This window comes from Stenotrophomonas sp. 220_Sma (assembly GCF_056487375.1).
Map to the genome: position 1 here is coordinate 4,869,886 of NZ_CM151348.1, position 22,615 is coordinate 4,892,500.

Consider the following 22,615-nt stretch of genomic DNA (forward strand, 5'->3'; position numbering starts at 1 on the left):
CCCGGGACCATAGCCGCTGGGGGCGGAAGGGGCAACGGCCGATGGTTGGGGGCGTCGTGCACGGTAGTGCCGGCCGCTGGCTGGCAACCCACGCAACTCGGGAGATACGGTGCAGTTGCCGGCCAGCGGCCGGCACTACCGCATCGTTACTTCTCCCGCCGCCAGTTGATCGACCCACGGTTTTCCACCGTGCTCGATTCCACTTCCACGTCGAAGCCGCGGCGCAGCAGGTACTTCAGCGTGATCACCGAACCGGCACCGACCAGCGACACGCCGTAACCGACGTACAGCTTGGGCGAGATGTACTTGCCGACGCCGATCACCGAGCCACCCAGCGCGCGCGACTGGCTCACGCCGGCATCGTCCAGGCCCAGCTTGGCACCCAGCTGCGAGGCCAGCAGGCCGCTGCCGGCCGACAATGCCGCCGAGGCCGCATTGACCTGCTGCGTCTGGTCGCTGCTGGCGCCGGTCAGGCTGCGTCCCAGCACCAGATAAGCCAGGGCTTCGGACTGCGACATCGCCGGATCAGACCACACGTCCGCACGCGGCTGCTGCGCACGCCCGGTCACGTCGATACCCGCGGTGACATCACCGATCCGGCGCTCGGCACGGATGTTGATGCGCGGGTCGGACACCGCGTTGTAGTTCCAGGTGAGGTTGCCGCGGGTAATGGTCAGGTCCTGGCCATAGGCCTTGTAGCGGCCACTCACTTCCAGCCCACCATTGGCGGTCATTTCGCGGCCAGGCTTGGCCCAGACCTGCATCTTGCCGGTCAGCGCGCCCTTCAGGCCGAAGCCGGTCATCTTCACCTTGTCACCGAGGCTGACGGTCAGCTCCATATCCAGCGGCGAGGTACGCGACTCTTCCGGATCGGCCGGGTCGAGCACCACCACGTCTTCGGACACCGAGGTGCCGCGGTCCAGGCGCTCCAGATCGATGTCGGCCTCGGGCACGTGCACGGTGCCACGCAGCTCCATCGCGGCCTTGGCCAGGGTGAAGTCGAGGTTGGGATTGGCGACGATGCGCAGCTCGCTGGTGTTGGACAGCAGCACGTTGTCGCCGTGGATCTTCAACTGCAGCGGCTGTGCATCGCCGAACCACGACAGGCCACCATCCACGTACAGCGTGCCCTGGCCGGAGTTGGCCTGCGCGGTGATCTTGGCCGAACCATCGGGCTGGGCCACGAAGCTGCCCTTGCCCTGGTCGAAGGTCAGGCCCAGCGCCGGGAATTCACCCTTGAAGTTGCTCAGCTGCGCGTCACCGCCCAGCGACGGCTGGCCACGCGTACCGCGCAGGCTGACGTGGCCTTCGATCAGGCCGGTCGGTCGCACGATGTCCGGCGAGAACAGCTCCAGCCAGTACAGCCGCGACATGTTGAGGTAGAGCTCGCCGTTCAGCGGTGCGCTGGCTTCCCAGCCGGTCTGCATCCTGGCGTCGACGAAGCCGTTGCCCTGGAAGCCCATGCCCAGGTAGCCCTTGATGCTGGCCGGGGTCATGTCGAGCTTGAGCGAGAACTGGTCGTAGCGCACCAGCTCGCCACGGGTGGTGTCCCCCACGGCATTGCGGTTCTCACCCAGGCGCACGCCGCCTTCCTTCGAGCGCACTTCCACATGGCCTTCCCAGGCGTTGCCGCGCGGGCGGATCTGCGCATCCAGGCTGACATCGCCACGCAGGTAGATGCGACGGCCGGACTGCGGCGGCAACCACGGCTGCACCAGCGCCAGCGGCAGCGCATCACTGCGCACCACCAGGCCCTCGCGCGGCCAGTTGGCCTGGGCGCACAGTGTGCCGCTGCTGGCGGCGGCCAGGCAGGCTTCGCCCAGCGTGTAGTTGCTGCCGTTGATCGCGAACGCCGCCGGTGCACGCAGCGACCAGGCATCGCCCTTCACCGGTGCGATGCGCAGCGCGGCCAGCTCGCCGCGCCACTGCGCGCCCTGCTGGCGCACGCTGCCCTGCAGCTCGATCGCGCCCATCTCATTGCGGGTCTGCGCGGCCAGGCGCAGGTTGGAGACACTGCCCTGCGCATCCACGTTCAAGCGTTCCAGCAGCATGCCGGCATTGACCTGCTGGCCCTGGATCGCCAGCGTGCCGCTGTCGCCACGCCACGGCAGGTGGCCCTTGATGCTCACGCTCTCGGCGCCGTAGCCGTCCCAGTTGAGGTTGTTGCCGACCAGGTCGGCGGTGATGTCCGGCGCATCGCGCGGGCCCTTCACCTGTACCTGGCCACGCAGGCCGCCATCGGCGCCCGGCAGCAGGTCACTCAGCTGCAGCGGTTCGAAACGCGCATCGATGTCGAGGCGGTCACCGACCTTGCCCGAAGCGGTCACCCGGCTGCTGCCCAGCGAAAGCTTCAGGTCACCCTGGCCCTGCGCGCCCTGCAGCGCGAACTTGCCCTGCGCGTCCAGGTTGCGCTGACGCAGCACGCCCTTCAACGACGGCAGATCGACTGTGGCTTCCAACGTGCCGGCGGTACCCGGCGGTGCGTTTGCCGGCGGCGGCAGCTGGCGGCCCTTGGAGGCCAGGTTGCCGGACAGGCGGCCATTCCAGCCCGGCACGAAGTAGCCGGGGTCGAAGTCCTTCAGTGTGGCCTTGGCATCCCAGTCCAGCTGCGGTGCCCACGCCACCTGGCCTTCCACCTGCAGCTGGCCACCCGGGGTCTGCGCCTGCAGCTGATGGATCGACGCGGCCTGATCGTTGCCGCGCACATCGAAGTGCAGCTGTGCCTTCTGCGCGTCGCGCTCGACCTCGGCGCGGCCGATCGCCGCCCAGGCCTTCAGGGTACCGGCCAGGCCGAAGCGTGCTTCCTTCAAGGTGACCGGCACCGGGGCGCTGCCGGCGGTGTTCGGGTCCGCCGCTGGCACGTAGGTCAGGTCATGTGCGACCACCGAGAAGTTGAGCTTCTGCTGGTCTTCCTGGCTGAAATCGGCGGTGCCTTCCAGCCGCGCCTCACCGCCAAGACCCTTCACCAGCAGCGGTGAGACTTTCAGCACCTGGTCCTGCAGCGACACCACCGACGGTGCCAGTTCCAGTTCCTGATCGCCCTGTTTCACCTTGCCACGCAGGTTGGCGTTGCCGCCCTTGCCGGCGGCGGTGAAGTCCAGTGCCAGCGGCGCGATCGCCGAGCTGGCCAGTGCCGGCGACAGCAGCGCCAGATCCAGCTCGTCACTGCGGATGCTGGCGCTCCAGCTCGGATCGGTGCGGCCATCGAACACCAGCATCGCGTGCAGCGGCTTCGGCGCGCGCCCGGCTACGGCCACTTCCATGTGCGACAGGTCACCGCGGGCGACCAGGCCGACGGTGGCGGCCGTGCGGCCACGCGGCGCCGGCAGCACCGCGGTGACGGTTACATCGGTGTCGTAGTCCTTGGCCGGGATGTAACGACCCTGGGCGGTGAAATTGCCCATGTCGCTGTCCACCACCAGTTTGTGTGCCTGGAACTCGCCATTGGCGATCTCGATGCCGCCACGCACACGGCTGATGTCGATCACCGGCTCGTTGGCCTGGCTGATGCGGAAGCCGTCGATGGCGATGGTATCGGCCTGGATCGCCAACGGCATTTCGATCTGCGGCAGCGAATCGGGCCACGACGGCAGCTTGAACGGCTCGTCACTCTTGGCCAGGTTCAACGTCGCGTTGGTCAGCTCCAGCTTGTCCAGCAGCAGCTTGCGGCCCAGCAGCGGGCGCAGGTCCGGCTCCAGATGGGCGCGCTCGGCGTGGAAATGGATGTCGTCGTAGCGGAAGTCGACGTTGTACAGGGTCAGCGGACCGGCCACCGGGCCGTCCACCTTGTCCCAGGTGAAGCTGGCGCCCACCGGCAGCCGTGCCACCACCTGCGCCAGCAGCACGTCACGGCCGGCCACGGTCTGCAGCAGCCAGTACACCGCCAGCAGGGCCAGCAGCACCAGGCCCAGCACGCCCACACCGGACCAGGCCCAGAAGCGGCGGCGGCGGTAGAAGCGCACGCGCGGCGGCGTGGTCGGGTTCGGAGTGGGTGCGGGCGTACTCACAGGTCCGCTCCGATGTTGAGGTACAGCTGGAACTGCGAATCCGGGTTGTTCAAGCCATGCGCGATATCCACGCGCACCGGGCCCACCGGCGATTTCCAGCGCACGCCGAAGCCGACGCCGGTATGCAGATCGATGGTGTTGTCGAAGGCGCTGCCGGTATCGACGAACACCGCCGCACCCCAGGGGCCACCATTGAAATAATGCTCGTACTCGGCCGAGCCGATCACCAGGTTCTTGGCGCCCAGCGCGTACTTGTCCGGTGCCGGGGTCCGCGGGCCCACCTCGCGATAGGCATAGCCACGGATGCTGCGGTCACCACCGGCGAAGTAGCGCAGGCTGGGCGGCATCGCCACCAGATCACTGGTCCAGGTGGTGCCACTCTCGCCGCGCAGGATCAGGCGGTTGCTTTCGCCCACCGGGATGTACCAGCGCAGCACGGCATTGGCCTGCACGAAGCTGTTGTCCGAACCGGCACCTTCAACGCCGGCACGCATCGTCGCAGTACCGCTGATGCCCTTGCGCGGGAACAGTTCGTCATCGACGTTGACGTAGTCGGCGACCATCTGCGGGTACACCAGCGTCGACGTGTTGTAGACCGCGTCGGTGAATTCGGTGCCGGAGGCATAGCGCCAGCGCTCGCGCAGCGCGTTGATCGAGGCGATCGCGGTCCAGTGTTCGTTGATCTCGCCGCTGCGGCTGGCGATCAGCTTGAAGTTGCGCAGGTCGATGTAGTCGGTCTGCTCGTCGTAGGCGCTGGCAGCGAAGGTGTACCAGCCATCAAGCCAGTTGAAGGCCGGAATGCGGTAGCTGGTGACCAGGCTCTTGCGCTTCTGCGCATAGTCCAGCTGCGTGTTCATCTTGTGGCCGCGGTTGTTCAGCCACCGCCGTTCGATGCCACCGCGCACACCCGGGCCACTTTCGCTGCCGTAGCTCAGACCCGCGGTGTAGATGGTGCGCTTGGCACGGGTCAGCTTCACATCCACCGGCACTTCGCCGTTCGCATCGGCCTGGTCGGGCCGCGGCTGGATGTCGATCACGCTGAAGTAGTCCAGCTTGGTCAGCGACTCGCGCAGGCGGTCCAGCTTGCCCTCGTGGAAGTAGCTGCCCTGTTCCCAGTACACCAGCGGATCGAACAGCTTGTCGACGAAGTAGTCCTGCTCGAAACGCACCGGTCCCATGTTGTAGCGGCGGCCGCTGTCCCAGGTCAGGTCGATGTCGGCGGCGTTGTCGGCACGGGTGATCTGCACCTGACGCTGGGTGTAGTCGGCATCGAAATAGCCACGTTCGGCCAGGCGACGGGTGACGGTGATCTTGCTGGCTTCGTACTGCGTGTGTTCGAAACGCTGGCCCTTGCGCGGCTTGAACGCGGCCAGATCGTCCTGCAGGTACTGGTCGTACATCGCCGGCCCGGTGATGTCGATGTGCTCGCGGCGGACGGTCACCGGGGTGCCCTTGTCGACATGGATCAGCACGCGCACGTGCTCGTCCTCGCGCGGCGCCTCGACCTTGATCACCGGGTTGTAGTACCCGAACGGTTCCAGTGCCTGGCGGGTCTGCCGCTCGGCCTGTGACAGCAGGTACTCCAGGCGCGATTCGCCCTGTTCCTTGCCGATCGTGTCGTACAGCGACAGCGATTCCTGGATGTTCTCGATGATTGCGGCGTCGTCGCCCTTGTCCAATCCCTTGATGTCCACCTTGTCGATGGTGCCGCGCGCGTGGGCCACGGAGGTGGCGGCCAGCGACAGGACCATCAGCGGCAGGGCGTATTTCTTTGGCTGCATGCGGCACAGCATACCGACCGAAGGTGACGATGCGAAATGCATCACGTCATTGGGGATCGGTTGTTAAGTGGCGGTCAAAATACGCGCCTTTGTGGCGATCGTCGTGATCGCAGCCGAGGATGCCGGCATCGTGCGCGATGCCGGCAATGACCCCGATGGACATCCGCCAGCGGTGATCCGGTAGTGCCGGCCACTGGCCGGCAACCCACAGATCGATCCGATGCGCGGTGGCAATGCCGGCCAGCGGCCGGCACTACCGATACGGGCGTCAGCTCGACAGATGCTCGATCGCTGCCACCTTGCCCAGGCGCTCGCCCAGCATCGTCAGCAGCGCCAGGCGGTTGCCACGCAGCGCCGGATCCTCGGCATTGACCATCACGCCATCGAAGAACGCGTCGACCTGCGGGCGCAGGCGTGCCAGGCGCGCCAGCACAGCCACATAGTCCTTGTGCTGCAGGCTGGCGCCGGTGTCGTCGATGGCCGCGGTGACCGCTTCAGCCAGCGCGCGCTCGGCGTCTTCCTGCAGCAGCGCCGGGTCGATCTGGGCCGGGATGTCGCCTTCGGCCTTGCGGAGGATGTTGCGGATGCGCTTGTTGGCCGCAGCCAGCGCCTCGGCTTCCGGCAGCGCGGCGAAGGTGCCGATCGCATCCAGGCGGCGGTCGAAGTCGTACAGCGAGGCCGGCTTCAGCTCGGCCACCGCATTGAAGTGCGTGGCCGGCACGCCCTTGTCGGCGTAGTAGCCCTTCAGGCGGTCGAGGATGAAGTCGTACAGCTCGCCGACGTCGGCCTGCACGTTGCGTGCGGCCAGGCCGGCGTTGGCGCTGGCCAGCAGCGCGCGCAGGTCCAGCTCGAAGCCGCTTTCGATGATCGTGCGGGCCAGGCCCAGCGCGTTGCGGCGCAGGGCGAACGGGTCCTTGTTGCCGGTCGGCTTCAGGCCAGCGGCGAAGCCACCGGCCAGCGTGTCGACACGTTCAGCAATCGCCAGCACCTTGCCCAGCGGCGACAGCGCGATGTCGTCACCGCCGAAGCGCGGCTGGTAGGCCTCGTCGATGGCCAGCGCTACCTCCTGCGATTCACCACCGGCCACGGCGTAGTGGCGGCCGGCGATGCCCTGCAGTTCCGGGAATTCGTTGACCATGCGCGACTGCAGGTCGTTCTTGGCCAACTGCGCGGCCCGCTTGGCCTGCGCGGCGTCGGCGCCGACCTGGGGGGCGATCACTTCGGCCAGAGCGGCCACGCGCGCCACCTTGTCGGCCACGCTGCCCAGCTTGGCCTGGTAGGTCACCGTCTTCAGGCCGTCGCCCATCGACACCAGGCCCTGCTTCAGGTCCTCGTCGAAGAAGAACTTGGCATCGGCGAAGCGCGGGCGGATCACGCGCTCGTAGCCCTTGGCCACTTCGGCCACGTCCTTCGATTCGATGTTGGCGATGCCGATGAACTTCTCGGTCAGGGTGCCAGCGGCATCCAGCACCGGGAAGAACTTCTGGTTGATCTCCATCGTCTCGATCAGCGCTTCCTGCGGCACCGCCAGGAACGCGCGTTCGAAGCTGCACAGCACTGCCGACGGCCATTCGACCAGGTTCACCACCTGCTCCAGATTGTCGTCGGTAATGCGGGCGCTGCCACCGGCCTTGGCCGCAGCGGCCTCGACCTCGGCAACGATGCGCGCACGGCGTTCGCTCGGGTCGACCAGCACGAAGGCGGCACGCAGGGCTTCAACATAATCCTGCGGCTGGGCCAGCGACACCGCCTGGTCGTGGTGGAAACGATGGCCACGGCTGACGCGACCGGCCTGCAGGCCGAACAGCTCGGCTTCAACCACGTTGGCACCGTGCAGCAGCACCAGCCAGTGGGCCGGACGCGCGAAGCCCCAGGCGTGGTCACCCCAGCGCATCGGCTTGGGAATCGGCATCGCCGCAATCGCCTCGCGCAGGATCTCCGGCAGCAGGCTGGCGGTGCTCGCGCCCGGGGTCACCGCGCGGTGCACGAAGCGCTCACCCTTGTTGTCGGTGGTCTTTTCCAGCGCGGTCCAGTCGATCCCGGCCTTGGCGGCGAAGCCCTGCAGGGCCTTGGTCGGCTGGCCTTCGGCATCCAGCGCGATGTTCAGGTACGGGCCCAGCACTTCGCTGTGCTGTTCCGGCTGTTCCAGGCCGACGCCCGGCAGCAGCACGGCCAGGCGGCGCGGAGTCGACAGCGGGCGCGCATCGCCCAGTTCCAGCGCGACGCCGCGCTTGCGCAGGCCGTCGACAACGCCATCGAAGAACGCCTGGGCCAGGCCCGGCAGCGCCTTGACCGGCAGCTCCTCGGTGCCCAGTTCGATCAGCAGGGGGGACAGTTGGCTCATCGTTTCAATCCTGTGGTGGGGGCGCAGCGCGCGACGCGTCCGGCGCCCCGGAGTAAGGGGGGGAGCGGCCGTCAGGCCTTCTTCGCGCCCGGGAAGCCCAGCTTCTCGCGCTGCTCGTAGTACGCCTTGGCCACCGCCTGGGCCAGCGCGCGCACGCGCAGGATGTAGCGCTGGCGCTCGGTCACGCTGATCGCGCGGCGCGCATCCAGCAGGTTGAAGGTGTGGCTGGCCTTCATCACCTGCTCGTAGGCCGGCAGCGGCAGGTTCACTTCCACCAGCTTCTGCGCTTCACGCTCGCAGGCATCGAAGCGGTGGAACATTTCTTCCACGTCGGCGTATTCGAAGTTGTAGGTGCTCTGCTCCACCTCGTTCTGGTGGTAGACGTCGCCGTAGGTCACCGGCTGGCCGTCCGGGCCGTAGGTCCAGACCAGGTCGTAGACGTTGTCGCAGTTCTGCAGGTACATGCACAGGCGCTCGAGACCATAGGTGATCTCGCCCAGCACCGGGCGGCACTCCAGGCCACCGGCCTGCTGGAAGTAGGTGAACTGGGTCACCTCCATGCCGTTGAGCCAGACTTCCCAGCCCAGGCCCCAGGCGCCCAGCGTCGGCGATTCCCAGTTGTCCTCGACGAAGCGCAGGTCGTGCACCAGCGGGTCGATGCCCAGTGCCTTCAGCGAATCCAGGTACAGCTGCTGGATGTTGTCCGGCGCCGGCTTCATCGCCACCTGGTACTGGTAGTAGCGCTGCAAACGGTTCGGGTTCTCGCCGTAGCGGCCGTCGGTCGGGCGGCGCGAGGGCTGCACGTAGGCCGCGTTCCAGCTCTCCGGACCGATCGCACGCAGGAAGGTGGCCGGGTGGAAGGTACCAGCGCCCACCTCCAGGTCGAGCGGCTGGATGAGCACGCAGCCCTGCTGGGCCCAGAACTGGTTCAGGGTCTGGATCAGGCCCTGGAAGGTGATCGGAACGGTCGGGGTCGCGGACATGCGTACGAGTCTTGGCCGGCAAGGGGGTGCGCTAGTATAACGGCCGACCTGCGGGGCATTCCGTACCCGGGAGGAGCAGGCAGATGGAACATCGGCTGCCGGTGGGCACGCCCGGCGAGGCTGGCGGCGTACCGCTGCCGTGGGGTCGCCTGCAGTTCGAGCAGATTGCCGCGGCCCTGATCGCCGATGGCCTGGTGGCCGAGCAGGACCGCGAGCGCATGCGCTTTTCCGCGCAGGGCGCGCGCAATGCCAGTGAAGTGCACCCGCTGGTGCTGCTGTCCAACCTCAAGCTGGCCGCCAACGGCGGTGGCGAACTGACCCTGGAGCGCCTCACCGAGTGGCTGGCGCAGCGCACCGGTAGCCGCTACCTGCGCATCGACCCGACCCGGGTCGACGTCGCCGCGGTCACCGCGCTGGTCTCCCATGCCTACGCGCGCCGCCACCGTTTCCTGCCGTTGGCGGTGGATGCCGAGCGCGTGCTGGTGGCCACCAGCGAGCCACTGGTGCAGGAATGGCGCCGCGACCTGCAGCACCTGACCCGCCGCCGCATCGAGCTGGCGGTGGTCAACCCGCTGGACCTGCACCGCTACACCATGGAGTTCTACGGGGTGACCCGCTCGGTGCGCGGCGCCCGTGGCGACGTGCGCGGCGAGGCCAGCACCACCCTGCCCAGCTTCGAACAGCTGGTGGAGCTGGGCCGCACCGGCGACGTCAATGCCGACGACCAGCACATCGTGCATATCGTGGACTGGCTGCTGCAGTACGCCTACGAGCAGCGCGCCTCGGACATTCACCTGGAGCCGCGCCGCGAAATGGGGCGCATGCGCTTCCGCATCGACGGCGTGCTGCACAAGGTGTTCGAGGTACCGCCGGCGGTGATGACCGCGGTGGTCAGCCGCATCAAGGTGCTCGGCCGCATGGACCTGGCCGAACGCCGGCGCCCGCAGGATGGCCGCATCAAGACCCGTTCGCCGGGCGGCCGCGAGGTCGAGATGCGTCTGTCGACCATGCCCACCGCCTTCGGCGAGAAGTGCGTGATGCGCATCTTCGACCCGGATGCCGCCTTCAAGAGCATCGACCAGCTCGGTTTCAGCCCGCAGGAGGCGGCGGGCTGGAATGCACTGGTCGAACGCCCGCACGGCATCGTGCTGGTCACCGGCCCGACCGGCTCGGGCAAGACCACCACCCTGTATTCCACGCTGAAGCGCCTGGCCACGCCGGACGTGAACGTGTGCACGGTGGAGGACCCGATCGAGATGATCGCGCCCGAGTTCAACCAGATGCAGGTGCAGACCAACATCGACCTGGATTTCGCCAGCGGCGTGCGCACGCTGCTGCGGCAGGACCCGGACATCATCATGATCGGCGAGATCCGCGACCTGGAAACCGCGCAGATGGCGGTGCAGGCCTCGCTGACCGGCCATCTGGTGCTGTCCACCCTGCATACCAACGACGCGCCCTCGGCGGTCACCCGCCTGCTCGACCTGGGCGTGCCACACTACCTGCTGGCCAGCACCCTCAACGGCATCCTCGCCCAGCGCCTGGTGCGCACGCTGTGCCCGCACTGCAAGCAGCCGCACAGCCTCGGCGCCGCCGACTGGGCGGTGCTGGCTGATAGCCATGCCGCATATCCAGATGCCGCCACGCCCTGTCGGCCGGTCGGTTGCCTGGAGTGCCGGCGCACCGGATTCCTCGGCCGCATCGGCCTGTATGAGTTGCTGCCATTGGGTTCGCGGCTGCGCGGGCAGATCCGTGCCGACATGGATCTGGCCGGTTTCAGCCGTGCCGCACGGGCTGAAGGGCTGCGAACCCTGCGCCAGGCCGGGCTTGAAAAGGTGGCGCAGGGGCTGACTACAATCGAGGAAGTCCTGTCAGTCCTGCCGCCCCCGGATGAACCCAGCCCCGTTCCTGATCCTTGAAACCGGCCGCCCGGTACCGTCGCTGCGCCGCTACGGGCGCTTTCCGCACTGGATCCGCGTCGCCGCCGGGCTGGAAGAGCACGAGACGGTGGTGGTCGATGTCGAACACGGTGGCGCCCTGCCCGACCCACATGCCTTCGCCGGCGTGCTGGTGACCGGCTCGGCCGCCTTCGTCACCGACCACGCCGAGTGGAGCGAGCGCAGCGCCGCATGGCTGCGCCAGACCGCCCACGACGACCTGCCGGTATTCGGCATCTGCTATGGCCACCAGCTGCTGGCGCACGCGCTGGGTGGCGAGGTGGCCTACAACCCGGCCGGGCGCGAGTCCGGCACGATCGAGCTGGAACTGCAGCCGCAGGCCGCGCAGGACCCGTTGTTCCAGGGCCTGCCGCAGCATTTCGCCGCCCACGCCACCCACCTGCAGACGGTGCTGCGCGCGCCGGAAGGTGCCGAAGTGCTGGCACGCTCGCCGCTGGACGGCTGCCACGCCTTCCGCTGGGGCCGCCAGGCGTGGGGCGTGCAGTTCCATCCGGAATTCGCCACCCACCACATGCGCGGCTACGTGCGCGCCCGCGCCGACTGCATCGGCCGCCACGGCGGCTGCGCCCGCAGCATCGAGCGCGCGGTCAGCGCCGCACCGCTGGCCCGCCAGCTGTTGCGCCGCTTCGTCCGCCAGGCGCGGCTGTCTTCAGCCCAGCCGGTGGCAAAACAGGGATAATCGGCGGCACGGGCAGCCGCCCGGCCCCCTCCTGTCCTTCCCGGATGTCCATGAAAGAGATTCGCAAGCTGCCGGCCTCGGCGGGCGCCCAGTGGTTGCTGGATACGTTCTCCCTGTACCGGCGTGCGCCGCTGCAGCTGGCCCGGATCGGCCTGACCTGGCTGCTGGTGAGCTGGGTGGTGACCCTGCTGTCGACCTTGATTCCCGGCGCCGCCGGCATGGCCGTGCAGCTGATGACCCTGGCCATTTCGCCGATCATGTTCGGCGGCATGCTGTACGCCGTGGGCGAAATCGACGAAGGCCGCCCGGGCCTGGCCTCGCACCTGCTGCAGCCGATCCGCGACCACCGCGTCAGCCACCTGCTGGTGCCGCTGGCGATCCAGGTGCTGGCGGTCCTGCTGCTGGGCGCGCTGTTGTTCATGATGATCGGCCGCGAGGGCTTCACCGCCTTCAGCGAGGTCATGACCAAGATGGAAGAGATCAGCCGCAGTGGCCAGCAGATCAAGCCGGATGATGCGGCCGCACTGGTCGCCAACCTGCCGGCCAAGCGCATCGCGCTGTGGATGCTGCTGGTGTTCCTGAGCGCGGTGGCGCTGTCGCTGGCGATGTTCACCCAGCCGGCGCTGGTGGTGTTCGACAAGCAGAGCGGCATGCATGCGCTGCGCCTGAGCCTGCAGGGCTGCATCGAGAACATCGGCGCGATGTTCGTGTTCGCCGTACTCGGCCTGATCGCCGCGTTCTGCATGTACATCCTGTTCGTGATCGTGATCCAGATCGCGATGCTGATCGGTGGCCCGCTGGCCGCCGCCTTCATCGCCCAGCTGGTGCTGACCACGGTGCTGATGCCGCTGTATGTCGGCGCGGTCTACGCCGCATGGAAGCAGATGTTCGTGCACCGCGGCAGCCGCGCGGCCCCACCGATCCCGACCACGCCGACCTCAAGCGACGTGTTCCACGCCTGACGGAAAAAGGGGACGGAGGGGATTAAGTCGTTAATGCCCAGTGTGTGCAGCTAACGACTTAATCCCCTCCGTCCCCTTTTTGTCTTTCAGGCGGCGGGTTTCTTCACTACCGATGACGGCACCAGCCAGCGTGCGGCGTGGATGCCCAGCTCGTAGAGCAGGCACATCGGAATCGCCAACATCAGCTGCGAGACCACGTCCGGCGGGGTCAGCACCGCCGCCACCACGAAGATGCCGACGATCGCGTAGCCACGGCCTTCCTTGAACTGCTGCGGCGTCACCCAGCCCAGCAGCACCAGGATCACCATCGCCACCGGCAGTTCGAAACTGCCGCCGAAAGCGAAGAAGATCGCCAGCACGAAATCCAGGTAGGCGTTCGCATCCGGGGTGATCGCGATCACGTCCGGGCTGAAGGTGGTGAGGAAGTGGAACACCGCCGGCAGCACCAGGAAGTAGGCAAAGGCACAGCCGGTGTAGAACAGCAGCACCGAGGACACCAGCAACGGCACCGCCAGGCGCTTCTCGCGCGCATACAGGCCGGGCGCGACGAAGGCCCACAGCTGGTACAGCAGCCACGGCACGGCCACGAACAGGGCCACGAAGAAAGTCAGCTTCAGCGGTGCGAAGAAGGCACCGGCCGGATTGGTGGCGATCATCGTCTGCCCGTTCGGCAGCTGCGAGACCAGCGGTTCGGCCAGTGCGTTGTAGAGCTTCTGGGTAAACGGCAGCAGGCCCAGCAGCACCACGCCCAGTCCCAGCAATGCGCGTACCAGGCGGCCACGCAGTTCCACCAGATGCTCAACCAGCGAGTTTTCGCCGAAATCCTGTTCACTCATGGCTGGCGCTCCGGGCTGCTCTGCGGCGGCGGCGCACCGGCTTCAGGGGGTGTCGCCGGCGTCGGCTCGGGAGCAACGCTCTCCTGTGCCGGCGCATCGGCGTCGGGCACGGCGCTCATGTGCGGCGGAAGATCTGCGGGCGCCGGCGCGCGTACTTCCTGCGCCAGCGTATCGCCCTGCTGCTGGGCTTCCTGCGCTTCGCGACGGATCGCTTCACCGCTGGCGCGCAGCTGGTTCTCGGTGTCCTGCATGCCCTGGCGCACGTCCTGCATCTGCCGCTTGATGTCCTCGGCCTGCAGTTCGCGCTCCAGTTCCTGTTTCACCGAATCCCACTGATTACGGGCACGTCGCACCCACAGGCCGGCGAAGCGGGCCGCCTTGGGCAGGCGCTCGGGACCGAGCACCACCAGGGCGACCACTGCAATCACCAGCAGCTCGCTGAAGCCGATATCAAACACCGCGACCGCTCCGGATCAGCGAGCGTTACGGTCGTGCTCGTCCTGCGCGGCGCGCGAGGCGTCCTGGCTGCGCGATTCATCGCCCAGCTGCGCGTTCGGCTTGTCCTCGTCGCGCATGCCCTTCTTGAATTCCTTGACCGCCGAACCGAGATCCTTGGCGCCACTGGTCAGGCGCTTGGTGCCGAACACCAGCAGGACGATGGCCAGCACGACCAACCAATGCCAGATGCTGAAACTGCCCATAAAGACGCTCGTTACGTTAGTGATCAGGCTGTCGAGCATAGCGCACCGGGTGTTAGGCGGCGCGCGTGACGAAAGTCAGTTTCCGCCCAGCGTTTCCGTGCGGATTTCGCCGTCGTTGACCGGCTGGAAGCCCTGCTGCTGCGGCGGCGGGTTCTGCGGCACGTTCTGCAGCGGTGCGGTAGTGGCTTCGGCCGGGGCGGCCGGCGCTGCCTGAACAGGCGCCGGAGCAACCGTCGGGGCCGCTGCCGGACGCGGCGCGTTGCCACCGTTGCCGTTGCGGTTGTTGCGCGCGGCGTAGGTGGCCTCTTCCAGGCGGTCGCGGAACGTGACCACATCCATCGACGGCGAACCGGCCGCACGGCCTTCGAAGATCATGCGCGGCGTGGTGTTGCTGCCGTAGGCGTCCAGATTGGCGGCATCGTCGATCTGCAGCACCGCACCATCCAGGGCGACACCGGCGAACAGGCCGCGGGCGCGCGACCAGGACCAGATTTCGGCCTTCAGCTGACCGTCGGTGGCGGCGGCGGCATTGCGGCCGACCGGGCCGGCGGCGACACCCGCATCGGCGCCCAGCGTGAACTTGCCGTTGACCAGGTTGTCCAGGCTACGGTCGTTGCGGAACACCAGCACCACATCGGAGGACTGCACGCCGGCCTGGAAGCCGATGCTGCCGCCGGTGAGCTTCACGAACACCGGGTTGGACCAGGCACCGTTGGGCATGCGCACGGACATCAGGCCGTGGCCACGACGACCGCCAATGACCAGACCGGCCTTGATCGTGTCGGGAATGACGATGACCGCGCGGCCTTCGTCGAGCAATTTGTCCGGAATGCCCTGTTCAGGGATTTCCTGGATTTCAGCCAGCACGCGCACGGCATTGCGGGCACGCTGGTCTTCCTGCGGTCCGGCCATGGCCTGGCTGGACAGCAGGCTGGCGGCGATCAGCAGGGCTTGGATCGGGCGACGCATGGCAGGCTCCAGAAGTCAGTCCATAGGAAGATATAGCAAGTGACTGAAATTAGTAGTGTTGTCATGAATCCCCAATGAGCGTTCCCTGCTCACATTGATGCGCGCTATGCCTGCAATCCGAACCCTGCATCCCGGCGCGGCACCGGATCGGCGACAATACCGCTCATGCTCGACGCACCCGATACCGCCGTGCTGGCGGTCAACCTAGGCACGCCCGAGACGCCGACGGCCCCCGCCGTACGCCGTTACCTGGCTGAATTCCTGTCCGACCCCCGCGTGGTCTCGATCCCGGCACTGCTGTGGCAGCCGTTGCTGCGCGGACTGATCCTGCCGCTGCGCAGCAGCCGTTCAGCGGCCAAGTACGCCCAGGTCTGGCTGCCGGAGGGCTCTCCGCTGATGGTGCATACGCGCCAGCTGGCGCAGGCCATGCAAGCGCTGTTGCCGACCCTGACGGTGCGCCATGCAATGCGCTATGGCGAACCGGCGCTGGCCAGCGAACTCGACCGGCTGGCGGCCGACGGTGCGCGCCGCGTCGTGGTGCTGCCGCTTTACCCTCAGTACTCCACCACCACCACCGCCTCGGTCGAAGACCGCGTCGATGCCTGGCAGCGCCGCAATCCGGGCGTGACCGTGAGCCTGGTACGCGACTATTCGGTCGATCCGGGCTGGGTGGACGCCGTTGCCGGCTCGATCCGCCGCTACTGGGAACAGCACGGTCGTGGCCAGAAACTGATGTTCTCCTTCCACGGCATTCCGCAGCGCCTGGCCGATGCCGGCGATCCGTATCCGCAGCGCTGCGAGGCCAGTGCGCAGGCCATCGCCAAGGCGCTGGAGCTGGGCAGGGACGACTGGCAGATGGGCTATCAGTCGCGCTTCGGCCGCGAGCGCTGGCTGCAGCCGTATGCCGAGCCCAGCCTGTGGGCGCTGGCCGAATCCGGCGTGAAGCAGATCGACGTGGTGTGCCCGGGCTTCGCCACCGACTGTCTGGAGACGCTGGAAGAAGTGGCACTGGGCTTCACCGAAACACTGGCCGAGCGCGGCGCGACGATGCGCTACATCCCCTGCCTCAACGCCGAACCGGAGCACGCGCGTGCGCTTGCGCGGCTGGCCGTGGCCTCGCTGGCATGAGTCTGCAACCGTTTGAACTGGAGGTCGGTGGCGCGCGCGTCGCCGGCCTGCGCAACCACGGTGACGGCCCGCGCGTGCTGGCCCTGCATGGCTGGCTCGACAACGCGGCCAGCTTCGTGCCGCTGGCGCCGCACCTGTCGTCGTTGCAGCTGGTAGCCATCGACCTGCCCGGCCACGGTCACAGCGCACATCTGCCGGCCGGTGCCAGCTACACCACGGCCGCCGCCATCTGCCACGTACTCGATGTGGCCGATGCACTGGGCTGGGACCGTTTCAGCCTGCTCGGCCATTCAATGGGCGCCGGCATCGCCAGCCTCACCGCCTCGGTCAGTGATCGCGTCGAGCGCCTGGTGGCGATCGAAGCACTCGGCGGCCTGCGTGGTCCCGAGGAAGAAACCGCCAACCGCCTGCGCGAGCATGTGAATGCCACGCGCGCACTGGCACGCAAGCAGCTGCGCGTGTTTCCCGATCTGGCCGCACCCATCCGTGCGCGGATGATGACCAACCAGCTCAGCGAAGGCTGCGCACGCCTGCTGGTCGAGCGTGGCGTGGAACCGGTTGAAGGCGGCTACCGCTGGTGCAGCGATCCACGCCTGATGCTGCCCACCGCGATCCGCCTCAGTGAAGGCCAGATCGACAACCTGCTGCAGGCCATCGCCTGCCCGACACAGGTGATCTATGCCACGCCGGCGCAGTCCTATTATCCCGAGCCGATGCGCAGCGATCGCCTGCAGCACCTGCGTGATGGACGGCTGGCGGTGTTTCCCGGCAATCATCACCTGCACATGGAAGACCCGCAACAGATCGCGGGCGTGATCCTGCACTTCTTCAGCAACGGCAACGCGGGCTGAGCAAAGGTATCCGCGCGCTTCACTCCGCGCGTTTGCGGCCGATACATCAGTTGCGGGCCCCTGCGTCCGCAGCACGCAGGTCCGGTCGGACCTGCGGCGTGTGTCTGGTCCTGCAAGGAAGTCCGCATGCCTGCTCCATTGCACCGTCACCCACAGGATGTGGTCACGGTGCCCCGTCTCCGCGACGTTGATTGCGTCGCATTCCCCGAATTTCCGGTCCCTGCCCTGGCCACGCGCTCATGCGTGCGCCACCGCGTGGCCGCTGTCGTCTGCTGATCCAGGAGTCGCCGATGTCCGCTGCATCCTCCCGTCCCCCCGATACCGTTCGCCTGCCGCATCTGCAGCAGCTCGCTCACCGCGCTGACCGTCGACTGCTGATCGGCAGTGCGGCGTTGGCTATGGCTGGCCTGGTGCTGGCCCTGCGTGGGCCCCACGTACCGGGCGCCGCGTTGGCGGCGGCCGCCGTGCTGCCCGCCCTCTGGCTCGCCGGTCCACAGGCGGGCCGCAGCATCGCCCGCAACGGCCTGGCGTTGCTGCTGTCGCTGCAGTTGGCATTGCTGTGCGCGATCGTCGGCCTGTCGCCAGCGTTGCCGATCGCGTTGCTGCTGGGCGTGCTGCTCAGCCACCGCGATCGCCTGCCGGTATGGCTGGCAGGTGGTGTTGGCACCCTCGCCCTGCTGGTACCGCTGCTGCACGGCGCAGCCGTGGGACCGACGTTGCTGCAGGCCGGCCTGTTCGCCAGCCTGACCGTGTTCCTCGGCCAGGTCGCGCTGCGCCTGCGCCAGCAGACCGAGGCGCTTGGCCACGGCCCGCGCCGCCTGGCGGCACTGGCGCGCGATATCGCTACGGGCACCGATCTGAGCGCACATGCAGATACCGCGGCCTATGCACCCGGTTCGCTGGCCCATGCGCTGGCCGATACCGCCCGCCACGTACAGGCGCAGCGTGGGCGCGAGGCTGAAGCGCATGCCGAGAATGCGCAGATCCGCCAGGCGCTCGATGCCTCGCGCACCGCGATGATGATTGCCGACAACGACCACGTGATCCGTTACGTGAACCGCTCGGTGGTGGCCCTGCTGCGCAACCAGCAGGCAACACTGCGCCAGGCCTTCCCCGACTTCGATGCCGAGCGCCTGGTCGGCAGCAGCATCCACCGCTTCCACGCCAACCCGGACCGCATCCGCGCGATCCTCAACGGCCTGCAGGTCACCCACAACGGCAAGGTGCAGATCGGTCCGGTGCACTTCGCGCAGGTGGTCACGCCGGTGTTCGATGCGCAGGGCCTGCGCCTCGGTTTCGCCGTGGAATGGCATGACCGGACGCATGAACTGTCGCTTGAGAACGCAGTGGCCGGCATTGTTGCCGCCGCTGCCGCCGGCGATCTCGACCAGCGTCTGCAGGCGAGCGAAGGTGCGAGCTTCCTGGATGGACTGACCGGTGGCATCAACCAGCTGCTGGATACGCTGGGCGGCACTGTCGACGAGGTGCGGCAGATGCTTTCCGCCTTGGCCAATGGCGATCTGGACCGGCGCATGCACGGCGAGTATCACGGCGCCTTCGCCGCGATCCAGCGCGATGCGAATGCCACGGCCGGCCAGCTGGCGCGCATGGTCGGGCGCATCCAGGAATGTGCGGCGTCGATCAGTACCGCCGCCAGCGAGATTGCCGCCGGCAACGGCGCGTTGTCCGAGCGCAGCGAGCGCCAGGCCGCGCACCTGCAGGAGACCGCAGCATCGATGGAGGAACTCACCGCCACCGTGCGCCAGAACGCCGCCCATGCGCGTGAGGCCAGTGCGTTGGCAGCTTCCACGCAGAGCGCTGCCAGTGACGGCAACACAGCCATGCAGCGGGTGGTGAATACCATGCAGGCCATCGAAGGTGCCTCGAAGCGGATCGGCGACATCACCGGCGTCATCGACGGCATTGCCTTCCAGACCAATATCCTGGCCTTGAACGCAGCCGTGGAGGCGGCACGCGCCGGCGAACAGGGCCGAGGCTTCGCGGTCGTGGCCAGCGAGGTGCGGGTACTGGCGCAGCGCTCTGCGGCGGCGGCCCAGGAGATCAAGAAGCTGATCGACGAAGCCGGCCGCCAGGTGGGTGAGGGTGCCCAGCTGGTAGCTGACGCCGGCCAACGCATGCAGGGCATTGTTGGCGGCGTGGAGGATGTCAGCCACCTGATGCGCGAGATATCCGCGGCGTCGCAGGAGCAGTCGATCGGTATCGAGCAGATCAACCAGACCGTGGTGCAGATGGATCAGGCCACGCAGCAGAATGCCGCGCTGGTGGAAGAAGCCACCGCCGCCGCACGCGAGCTGCAATCGCAGGCGGGTACGCTTACCGAGGCGGTGTCGGTGTTCCGCCAGCAGGAACCGCACGAGGTCTCGCAGGCCGCCTGATCCGGGCCTTCAGTTCGATCCTGATCAAGACGGCGCCCGCAGGGCGCCGTCTTTTTGTTGCGTAGGCCTTGCTGCCAGTAGCTGCCAACCTTGGTTGGCGCCGTGGTTCCTCACGGAGGGCATCCACGCATGGCGTGGATCTACTGGTAGTGCCGGCCGCTGGCCGGCAATCACAGCGACGCGCACTGTCTGGCCTGCTGCCGGGGTTGGCACCGATCTTCGCAGGGACAGCCCATCCACGCATGGCGTGGACCTACTGTTGGTCCGCATGCCCTCGGTAGACGCCAACCTTGGTTGGCGCTGTGGCTACCCGCGGAGAATATCCGCGTATGGCCTGGATCTAACGGGCGATGTAACGCCATCGGGTTGCCGGCCAGCGGCCGGCACTACCCGCATTTCGCGCGCACAAAGAAAAACCCCGCTGCGTAAGCAGCGGGGTTTTGGGTGTAAACCCTGGCGATGACCTACTCTCGCATGGCTTGAGCCACACTACCATCGGCGCAGCTGCGTTTCACTTCCGAGTTCGGGATGGGATCGGGTGGTTCCACAGCGCTAATTTCACCAGGGAGGCGGTTGGAGCGTCGCCATCCGATACGGCTGGATAAGGCGCCTGCCTCTCGTAGTTCTTGTGACGTAGCGTGCACTTGGATGCTCTTACGACGTTGTCGTAAAGCCAAGGCAACTTGAGGTTATATGGTCAAGCCTCTCGGATCATTAGTATCAGTTAGCTCAATACATTGCTGTACTTACACACCTGACCTATCAACCACGTAGTCTACATGGTTCCTTCAGGGGGCTTGTGCCCCGGGAGATCTCATCTTGAGGCGCGCTTCCCGCTTAGATGCTTTCAGCGGTTATCGCTTCCGAACATAGCTACCCGGCAATGCCACTGGCGTGACAACCGGAACACCAGAGGTTCGTCCACTCCGGTCCTCTCGTACTAGGAGCAGCCCCTCTCAAATCTCCAACGCCCATGGCAGATAGGGACCGAACTGTCTCACGACGTTCTGAACCCAGCTCGCGTACCACTTTAAATGGCGAACAGCCATACCCTTGGGACCGACTACAGCCCCAGGATGTGATGAGCCGACATCGAGGTGCCAAACACCGCCGTCGATATGAACTCTTGGGCGGTATCAGCCTGTTATCCCCGGAGTACCTTTTATCCGTTGAGCGATGGCCCTTCCATACAGAACCACCGGATCACTAAGTCCTAGTTTCCTACCTGCTTGATCCGTCGATCTTGCAGTCAAGCACGCTTATGCCTTTGCACACAGTGCGCGATGTCCGACCGCGCTGAGCGTACCTTCGAGCTCCTCCGTTACTCTTTAGGAGGAGACCGCCCCAGTCAAACTACCCACCATACACGGTCCCCGACCCAGATAATGGGCCCAGGTTAGAACGTCAAGCACGACAGGGTGGTATTTCAAGGATGGCTCCACTGCAGCTAGCGCCACAGTTTCATAGCCTCCCACCTATCCTACACAGACGAACTCAACGTTCAGTGTAAAGCTATAGTAAAGGTTCACGGGGTCTTTCCGTCTTGCCACGGGAACGCTGCATCTTCACAGCGATTTCAATTTCACTGAGTCTCGGGTGGAGACAGCGCCGCTGTCGTTACGCCATTCGTGCAGGTCGGAACTTACCCGACAAGGAATTTCGCTACCTTAGGACCGTTATAGTTACGGCCGCCGTTTACTGGGGCTTCGATCAAGAGCTTCGCCTTGCGGCTGACCCCATCAATTAACCTTCCAGCACCGGGCAGGCGTCACACCCTATACGTCCACTTTCGTGTTTGCAGAGTGCTGTGTTTTTGATAAACAGTCGCAGCGGCCTGGTTACTGCGACCCTCTTCAGCTATAGCTCGCACGAGCCACCAAAAAGGGTGCACCTTCTCCCGAAGTTACGGTGCCATGTTGCCTAGTTCCTTCACCCGAGTTCTCTCAAGCGCCTGAGAATTCTCATCCTACCCACCTGTGTCGGTTTACGGTACGGTCTGCGTAAGCTGAAGCTTAGGAGCTTTTCCTGGAAGCGTGGTATCAGTGACTTCGCCTTAAAGGCTCGTCTCGGTGCTCGGTCTTGAAGGATCCCGGATTTGCCAAAGATCCAAACCTACCGCCTTTCCCCAGGACAACCAACGCCTGGTACACCTAACCTTCTCCGTCCCTCCATCGCACTTACGCGAGGTGCAGGAATATTAACCTGCTTCCCATCGACTACGACTTTCGTCCTCGCCTTAGGGGCCGACTCACCCTGCGCCGATTAACGTTGCGCAAGGAAACCTTGGGCTTTCGGCGTGCGGGTTTTTCACCCGCATTATCGTTACTCATGTCAGCATTCGCACTTCCGATACCTCCAGCAGACTTCTCAATCCACCTTCAACGGCTTACGGAACGCTCCTCTACCGCGCATAACAAAGTTATGCACCCCAAGCTTCGGTTCACTGCTTAGCCCCGTTAAATCTTCCCCGCAGACCGACTCGACCAGTGAGCTATTACGCTTTCTTTAAAGGGTGGCTGCTTCTAAGCCAACCTCCTGGCTGTCTGTGCCTTTCCACATGGTTTTCCACTTAGCAGTGAATTTGGGACCTTAGCTGTGGGTCTGGGTTGTTTCCCTTTTCACGACGGACGTTAGCACCCGCCGTGTGTCTCCCATACAGTCCGTCTCGGTATTCGGAGTTTGCAATGGTTTGGTAAGTCGCGATGACCCCCTAGCCATAACAGTGCTCTACCCCCGAGAGGATACATATGAGGCGCTACCTAAATAGCTTTCGAGGAGAACCAGCTATCTCCGGGTTCGATTAGCTTTTCACTCCTAATCACACCTCATCCCCTACCTTTGCAACGGGAGTGGGTTCGGGCCTCCAGTGCGTGTTACCGCACCTTCACCCTGGGCATGACTAGATCACCCGGTTTCGGGTCTACTGCCCGCGACTATGCGCCCTTATCAGACTCGGTTTCCCTTCGCCTCCCCTATACGGTTAAGCTTGCCACGAACAGTAAGTCGCTGACCCATTATAC

General features: G+C 66.0%; 14 protein-coding genes and 2 rRNA genes (1 of these 16 cut by a window edge). 6 read left to right on the plus strand and 10 right to left on the minus strand.

Going from position 1 to position 22,615, the window contains the following annotated elements; genetic code table 11:
* Positions 1-146: 146 nt before the first annotated feature.
* The 4 genes from ACZLIB_RS22635 to glyQ all read right to left on the minus strand — a co-directional run bounded on the left by ACZLIB_RS22635 (position 147) and on the right by glyQ (position 9,115).
* The gene (locus ACZLIB_RS22635; protein WP_478468813.1) at positions 147-4,007 is read right to left on the minus strand and encodes a translocation/assembly module TamB domain-containing protein; all 3,861 of its coding nucleotides are present in this window, start codon (positions 4,005-4,007) and stop codon (positions 147-149) included.
* The gene (locus ACZLIB_RS22640) at positions 4,004-5,800 is read right to left on the minus strand and encodes an autotransporter assembly complex protein TamA (RefSeq protein ID WP_478469962.1); all 1,797 of its coding nucleotides are present in this window, start codon (positions 5,798-5,800) and stop codon (positions 4,004-4,006) included. The genes ACZLIB_RS22635 and ACZLIB_RS22640 overlap by 4 nt, the downstream gene beginning before the upstream one ends.
* Positions 5,801-6,056: 256 nt before the next feature.
* Complete coding sequence (glyS, locus tag ACZLIB_RS22645; RefSeq protein ID WP_164080011.1) at positions 6,057-8,132, minus strand: glycine--tRNA ligase subunit beta; 2,076 nt, start codon at positions 8,130-8,132, stop codon at positions 6,057-6,059.
* 71 nt (positions 8,133-8,203) lie between these two features.
* Positions 8,204-9,115: a glycine--tRNA ligase subunit alpha gene (glyQ, locus tag ACZLIB_RS22650; protein WP_006403404.1), complete on the minus strand. Its 912-nt coding sequence runs from the start codon at positions 9,113-9,115 to the stop codon at positions 8,204-8,206.
* An 83-nt stretch (positions 9,116-9,198) separates the two neighbouring features.
* Between glyQ and ACZLIB_RS22655 the strand changes: the two genes are divergently transcribed.
* The 3 genes from ACZLIB_RS22655 to ACZLIB_RS22665 are packed head-to-tail and all read left to right on the plus strand — an operon-like array spanning position 9,199 to position 12,714.
* Positions 9,199-11,034: a GspE/PulE family protein gene (locus ACZLIB_RS22655; RefSeq protein ID WP_106469549.1), complete on the plus strand. Its 1,836-nt coding sequence runs from the start codon at positions 9,199-9,201 to the stop codon at positions 11,032-11,034.
* Positions 11,006-11,752: a glutamine amidotransferase gene (locus ACZLIB_RS22660; RefSeq protein WP_032128456.1), complete on the plus strand. Its 747-nt coding sequence runs from the start codon at positions 11,006-11,008 to the stop codon at positions 11,750-11,752. Before ACZLIB_RS22655 ends, ACZLIB_RS22660 begins: the two co-directional genes overlap by 29 nt.
* A 50-nt stretch (positions 11,753-11,802) precedes the next feature.
* The gene (locus tag ACZLIB_RS22665; RefSeq protein ID WP_110714191.1) at positions 11,803-12,714 is read left to right on the plus strand and encodes a BPSS1780 family membrane protein; all 912 of its coding nucleotides are present in this window, start codon (positions 11,803-11,805) and stop codon (positions 12,712-12,714) included.
* Between the two features lie 86 nt (positions 12,715-12,800).
* Here ACZLIB_RS22665 and tatC read toward each other — a convergent pair whose 3' ends face one another.
* The 4 genes from tatC to ACZLIB_RS22685 all read right to left on the minus strand — a co-directional run bounded on the left by tatC (position 12,801) and on the right by ACZLIB_RS22685 (position 15,220).
* The gene (gene tatC, locus ACZLIB_RS22670) at positions 12,801-13,550 is read right to left on the minus strand and encodes a twin-arginine translocase subunit TatC (RefSeq protein WP_478468815.1); all 750 of its coding nucleotides are present in this window, start codon (positions 13,548-13,550) and stop codon (positions 12,801-12,803) included.
* Complete coding sequence (gene tatB / locus ACZLIB_RS22675; protein ID WP_032128454.1) at positions 13,547-14,008, minus strand: Sec-independent protein translocase protein TatB; 462 nt, start codon at positions 14,006-14,008, stop codon at positions 13,547-13,549. The genes tatC and tatB overlap by 4 nt, the downstream gene beginning before the upstream one ends.
* Positions 14,009-14,023: 15 nt before the next feature.
* Entirely contained in the window at positions 14,024-14,251 is a 228-nt protein-coding gene (gene tatA, locus ACZLIB_RS22680; protein ID WP_032128453.1) for a Sec-independent protein translocase subunit TatA, read from the minus strand.
* Between the two features lie 75 nt (positions 14,252-14,326).
* The gene (locus ACZLIB_RS22685) at positions 14,327-15,220 is read right to left on the minus strand and encodes a lipid-binding SYLF domain-containing protein (RefSeq protein WP_049399149.1); all 894 of its coding nucleotides are present in this window, start codon (positions 15,218-15,220) and stop codon (positions 14,327-14,329) included.
* Positions 15,221-15,385: 165 nt separating this feature from the next.
* Between ACZLIB_RS22685 and hemH the strand changes: the two genes are divergently transcribed.
* The 3 genes from hemH to ACZLIB_RS22700 all read left to right on the plus strand — a co-directional run bounded on the left by hemH (position 15,386) and on the right by ACZLIB_RS22700 (position 19,595).
* Positions 15,386-16,348, plus strand: coding sequence for a ferrochelatase (gene hemH / locus ACZLIB_RS22690; RefSeq protein ID WP_049462244.1), 963 nt, complete (start codon positions 15,386-15,388; stop codon positions 16,346-16,348).
* Complete coding sequence (locus ACZLIB_RS22695; RefSeq protein ID WP_478468816.1) at positions 16,345-17,199, plus strand: alpha/beta fold hydrolase; 855 nt, start codon at positions 16,345-16,347, stop codon at positions 17,197-17,199. Before hemH ends, ACZLIB_RS22695 begins: the two co-directional genes overlap by 4 nt.
* A gap of 290 nt (positions 17,200-17,489) precedes the next feature.
* Positions 17,490-19,595 carry a methyl-accepting chemotaxis protein gene (locus tag ACZLIB_RS22700; RefSeq protein ID WP_478468818.1) on the plus strand — a complete coding sequence of 702 codons (2,106 nt, stop codon included), beginning with the start codon at positions 17,490-17,492 and terminating at the stop codon, positions 19,593-19,595.
* Positions 19,596-20,046: 451 nt separating this feature from the next.
* On the opposite strand, the gene rrf is transcribed toward ACZLIB_RS22700, so the two are convergent.
* Both rrf and ACZLIB_RS22710 read right to left on the minus strand, forming a co-directional pair.
* Positions 20,047-20,161: ribosomal RNA gene (gene rrf / locus ACZLIB_RS22705) — 5S ribosomal RNA — on the minus strand.
* 127 nt (positions 20,162-20,288) lie between these two features.
* Positions 20,289-22,615: ribosomal RNA gene (locus ACZLIB_RS22710) — 23S ribosomal RNA — on the minus strand; it runs 553 nt beyond the window's last position.

Coding starts and splice junctions, on each gene's coding strand:
- ACZLIB_RS22685 (WP_049399149.1), bottom strand. CDS start 15,220: ATGCGTCGCCCGATCCAAGCCCTGCTGATCGCCGCCAGCCTGCTGTCC.
- glyS (WP_164080011.1), bottom strand. CDS start 8,132: ATGAGCCAACTGTCCCCCCTGCTGATCGAACTGGGCACCGAGGAGCTG.
- ACZLIB_RS22640 (WP_478469962.1), bottom strand. CDS start 5,800: ATGCTGTGCCGCATGCAGCCAAAGAAATACGCCCTGCCGCTGATGGTC.
- ACZLIB_RS22695 (WP_478468816.1), top strand. CDS start 16,345: ATGAGTCTGCAACCGTTTGAACTGGAGGTCGGTGGCGCGCGCGTCGCC.
- ACZLIB_RS22700 (WP_478468818.1), top strand. CDS start 17,490: ATGTCCGCTGCATCCTCCCGTCCCCCCGATACCGTTCGCCTGCCGCAT.
- hemH (WP_049462244.1), top strand. CDS start 15,386: ATGCTCGACGCACCCGATACCGCCGTGCTGGCGGTCAACCTAGGCACG.
- ACZLIB_RS22655 (WP_106469549.1), top strand. CDS start 9,199: ATGGAACATCGGCTGCCGGTGGGCACGCCCGGCGAGGCTGGCGGCGTA.
- tatC (WP_478468815.1), bottom strand. CDS start 13,550: ATGAGTGAACAGGATTTCGGCGAAAACTCGCTGGTTGAGCATCTGGTG.
- ACZLIB_RS22660 (WP_032128456.1), top strand. CDS start 11,006: ATGAACCCAGCCCCGTTCCTGATCCTTGAAACCGGCCGCCCGGTACCG.
- glyQ (WP_006403404.1), bottom strand. CDS start 9,115: ATGTCCGCGACCCCGACCGTTCCGATCACCTTCCAGGGCCTGATCCAG.
- tatA (WP_032128453.1), bottom strand. CDS start 14,251: ATGGGCAGTTTCAGCATCTGGCATTGGTTGGTCGTGCTGGCCATCGTC.
- ACZLIB_RS22665 (WP_110714191.1), top strand. CDS start 11,803: ATGAAAGAGATTCGCAAGCTGCCGGCCTCGGCGGGCGCCCAGTGGTTG.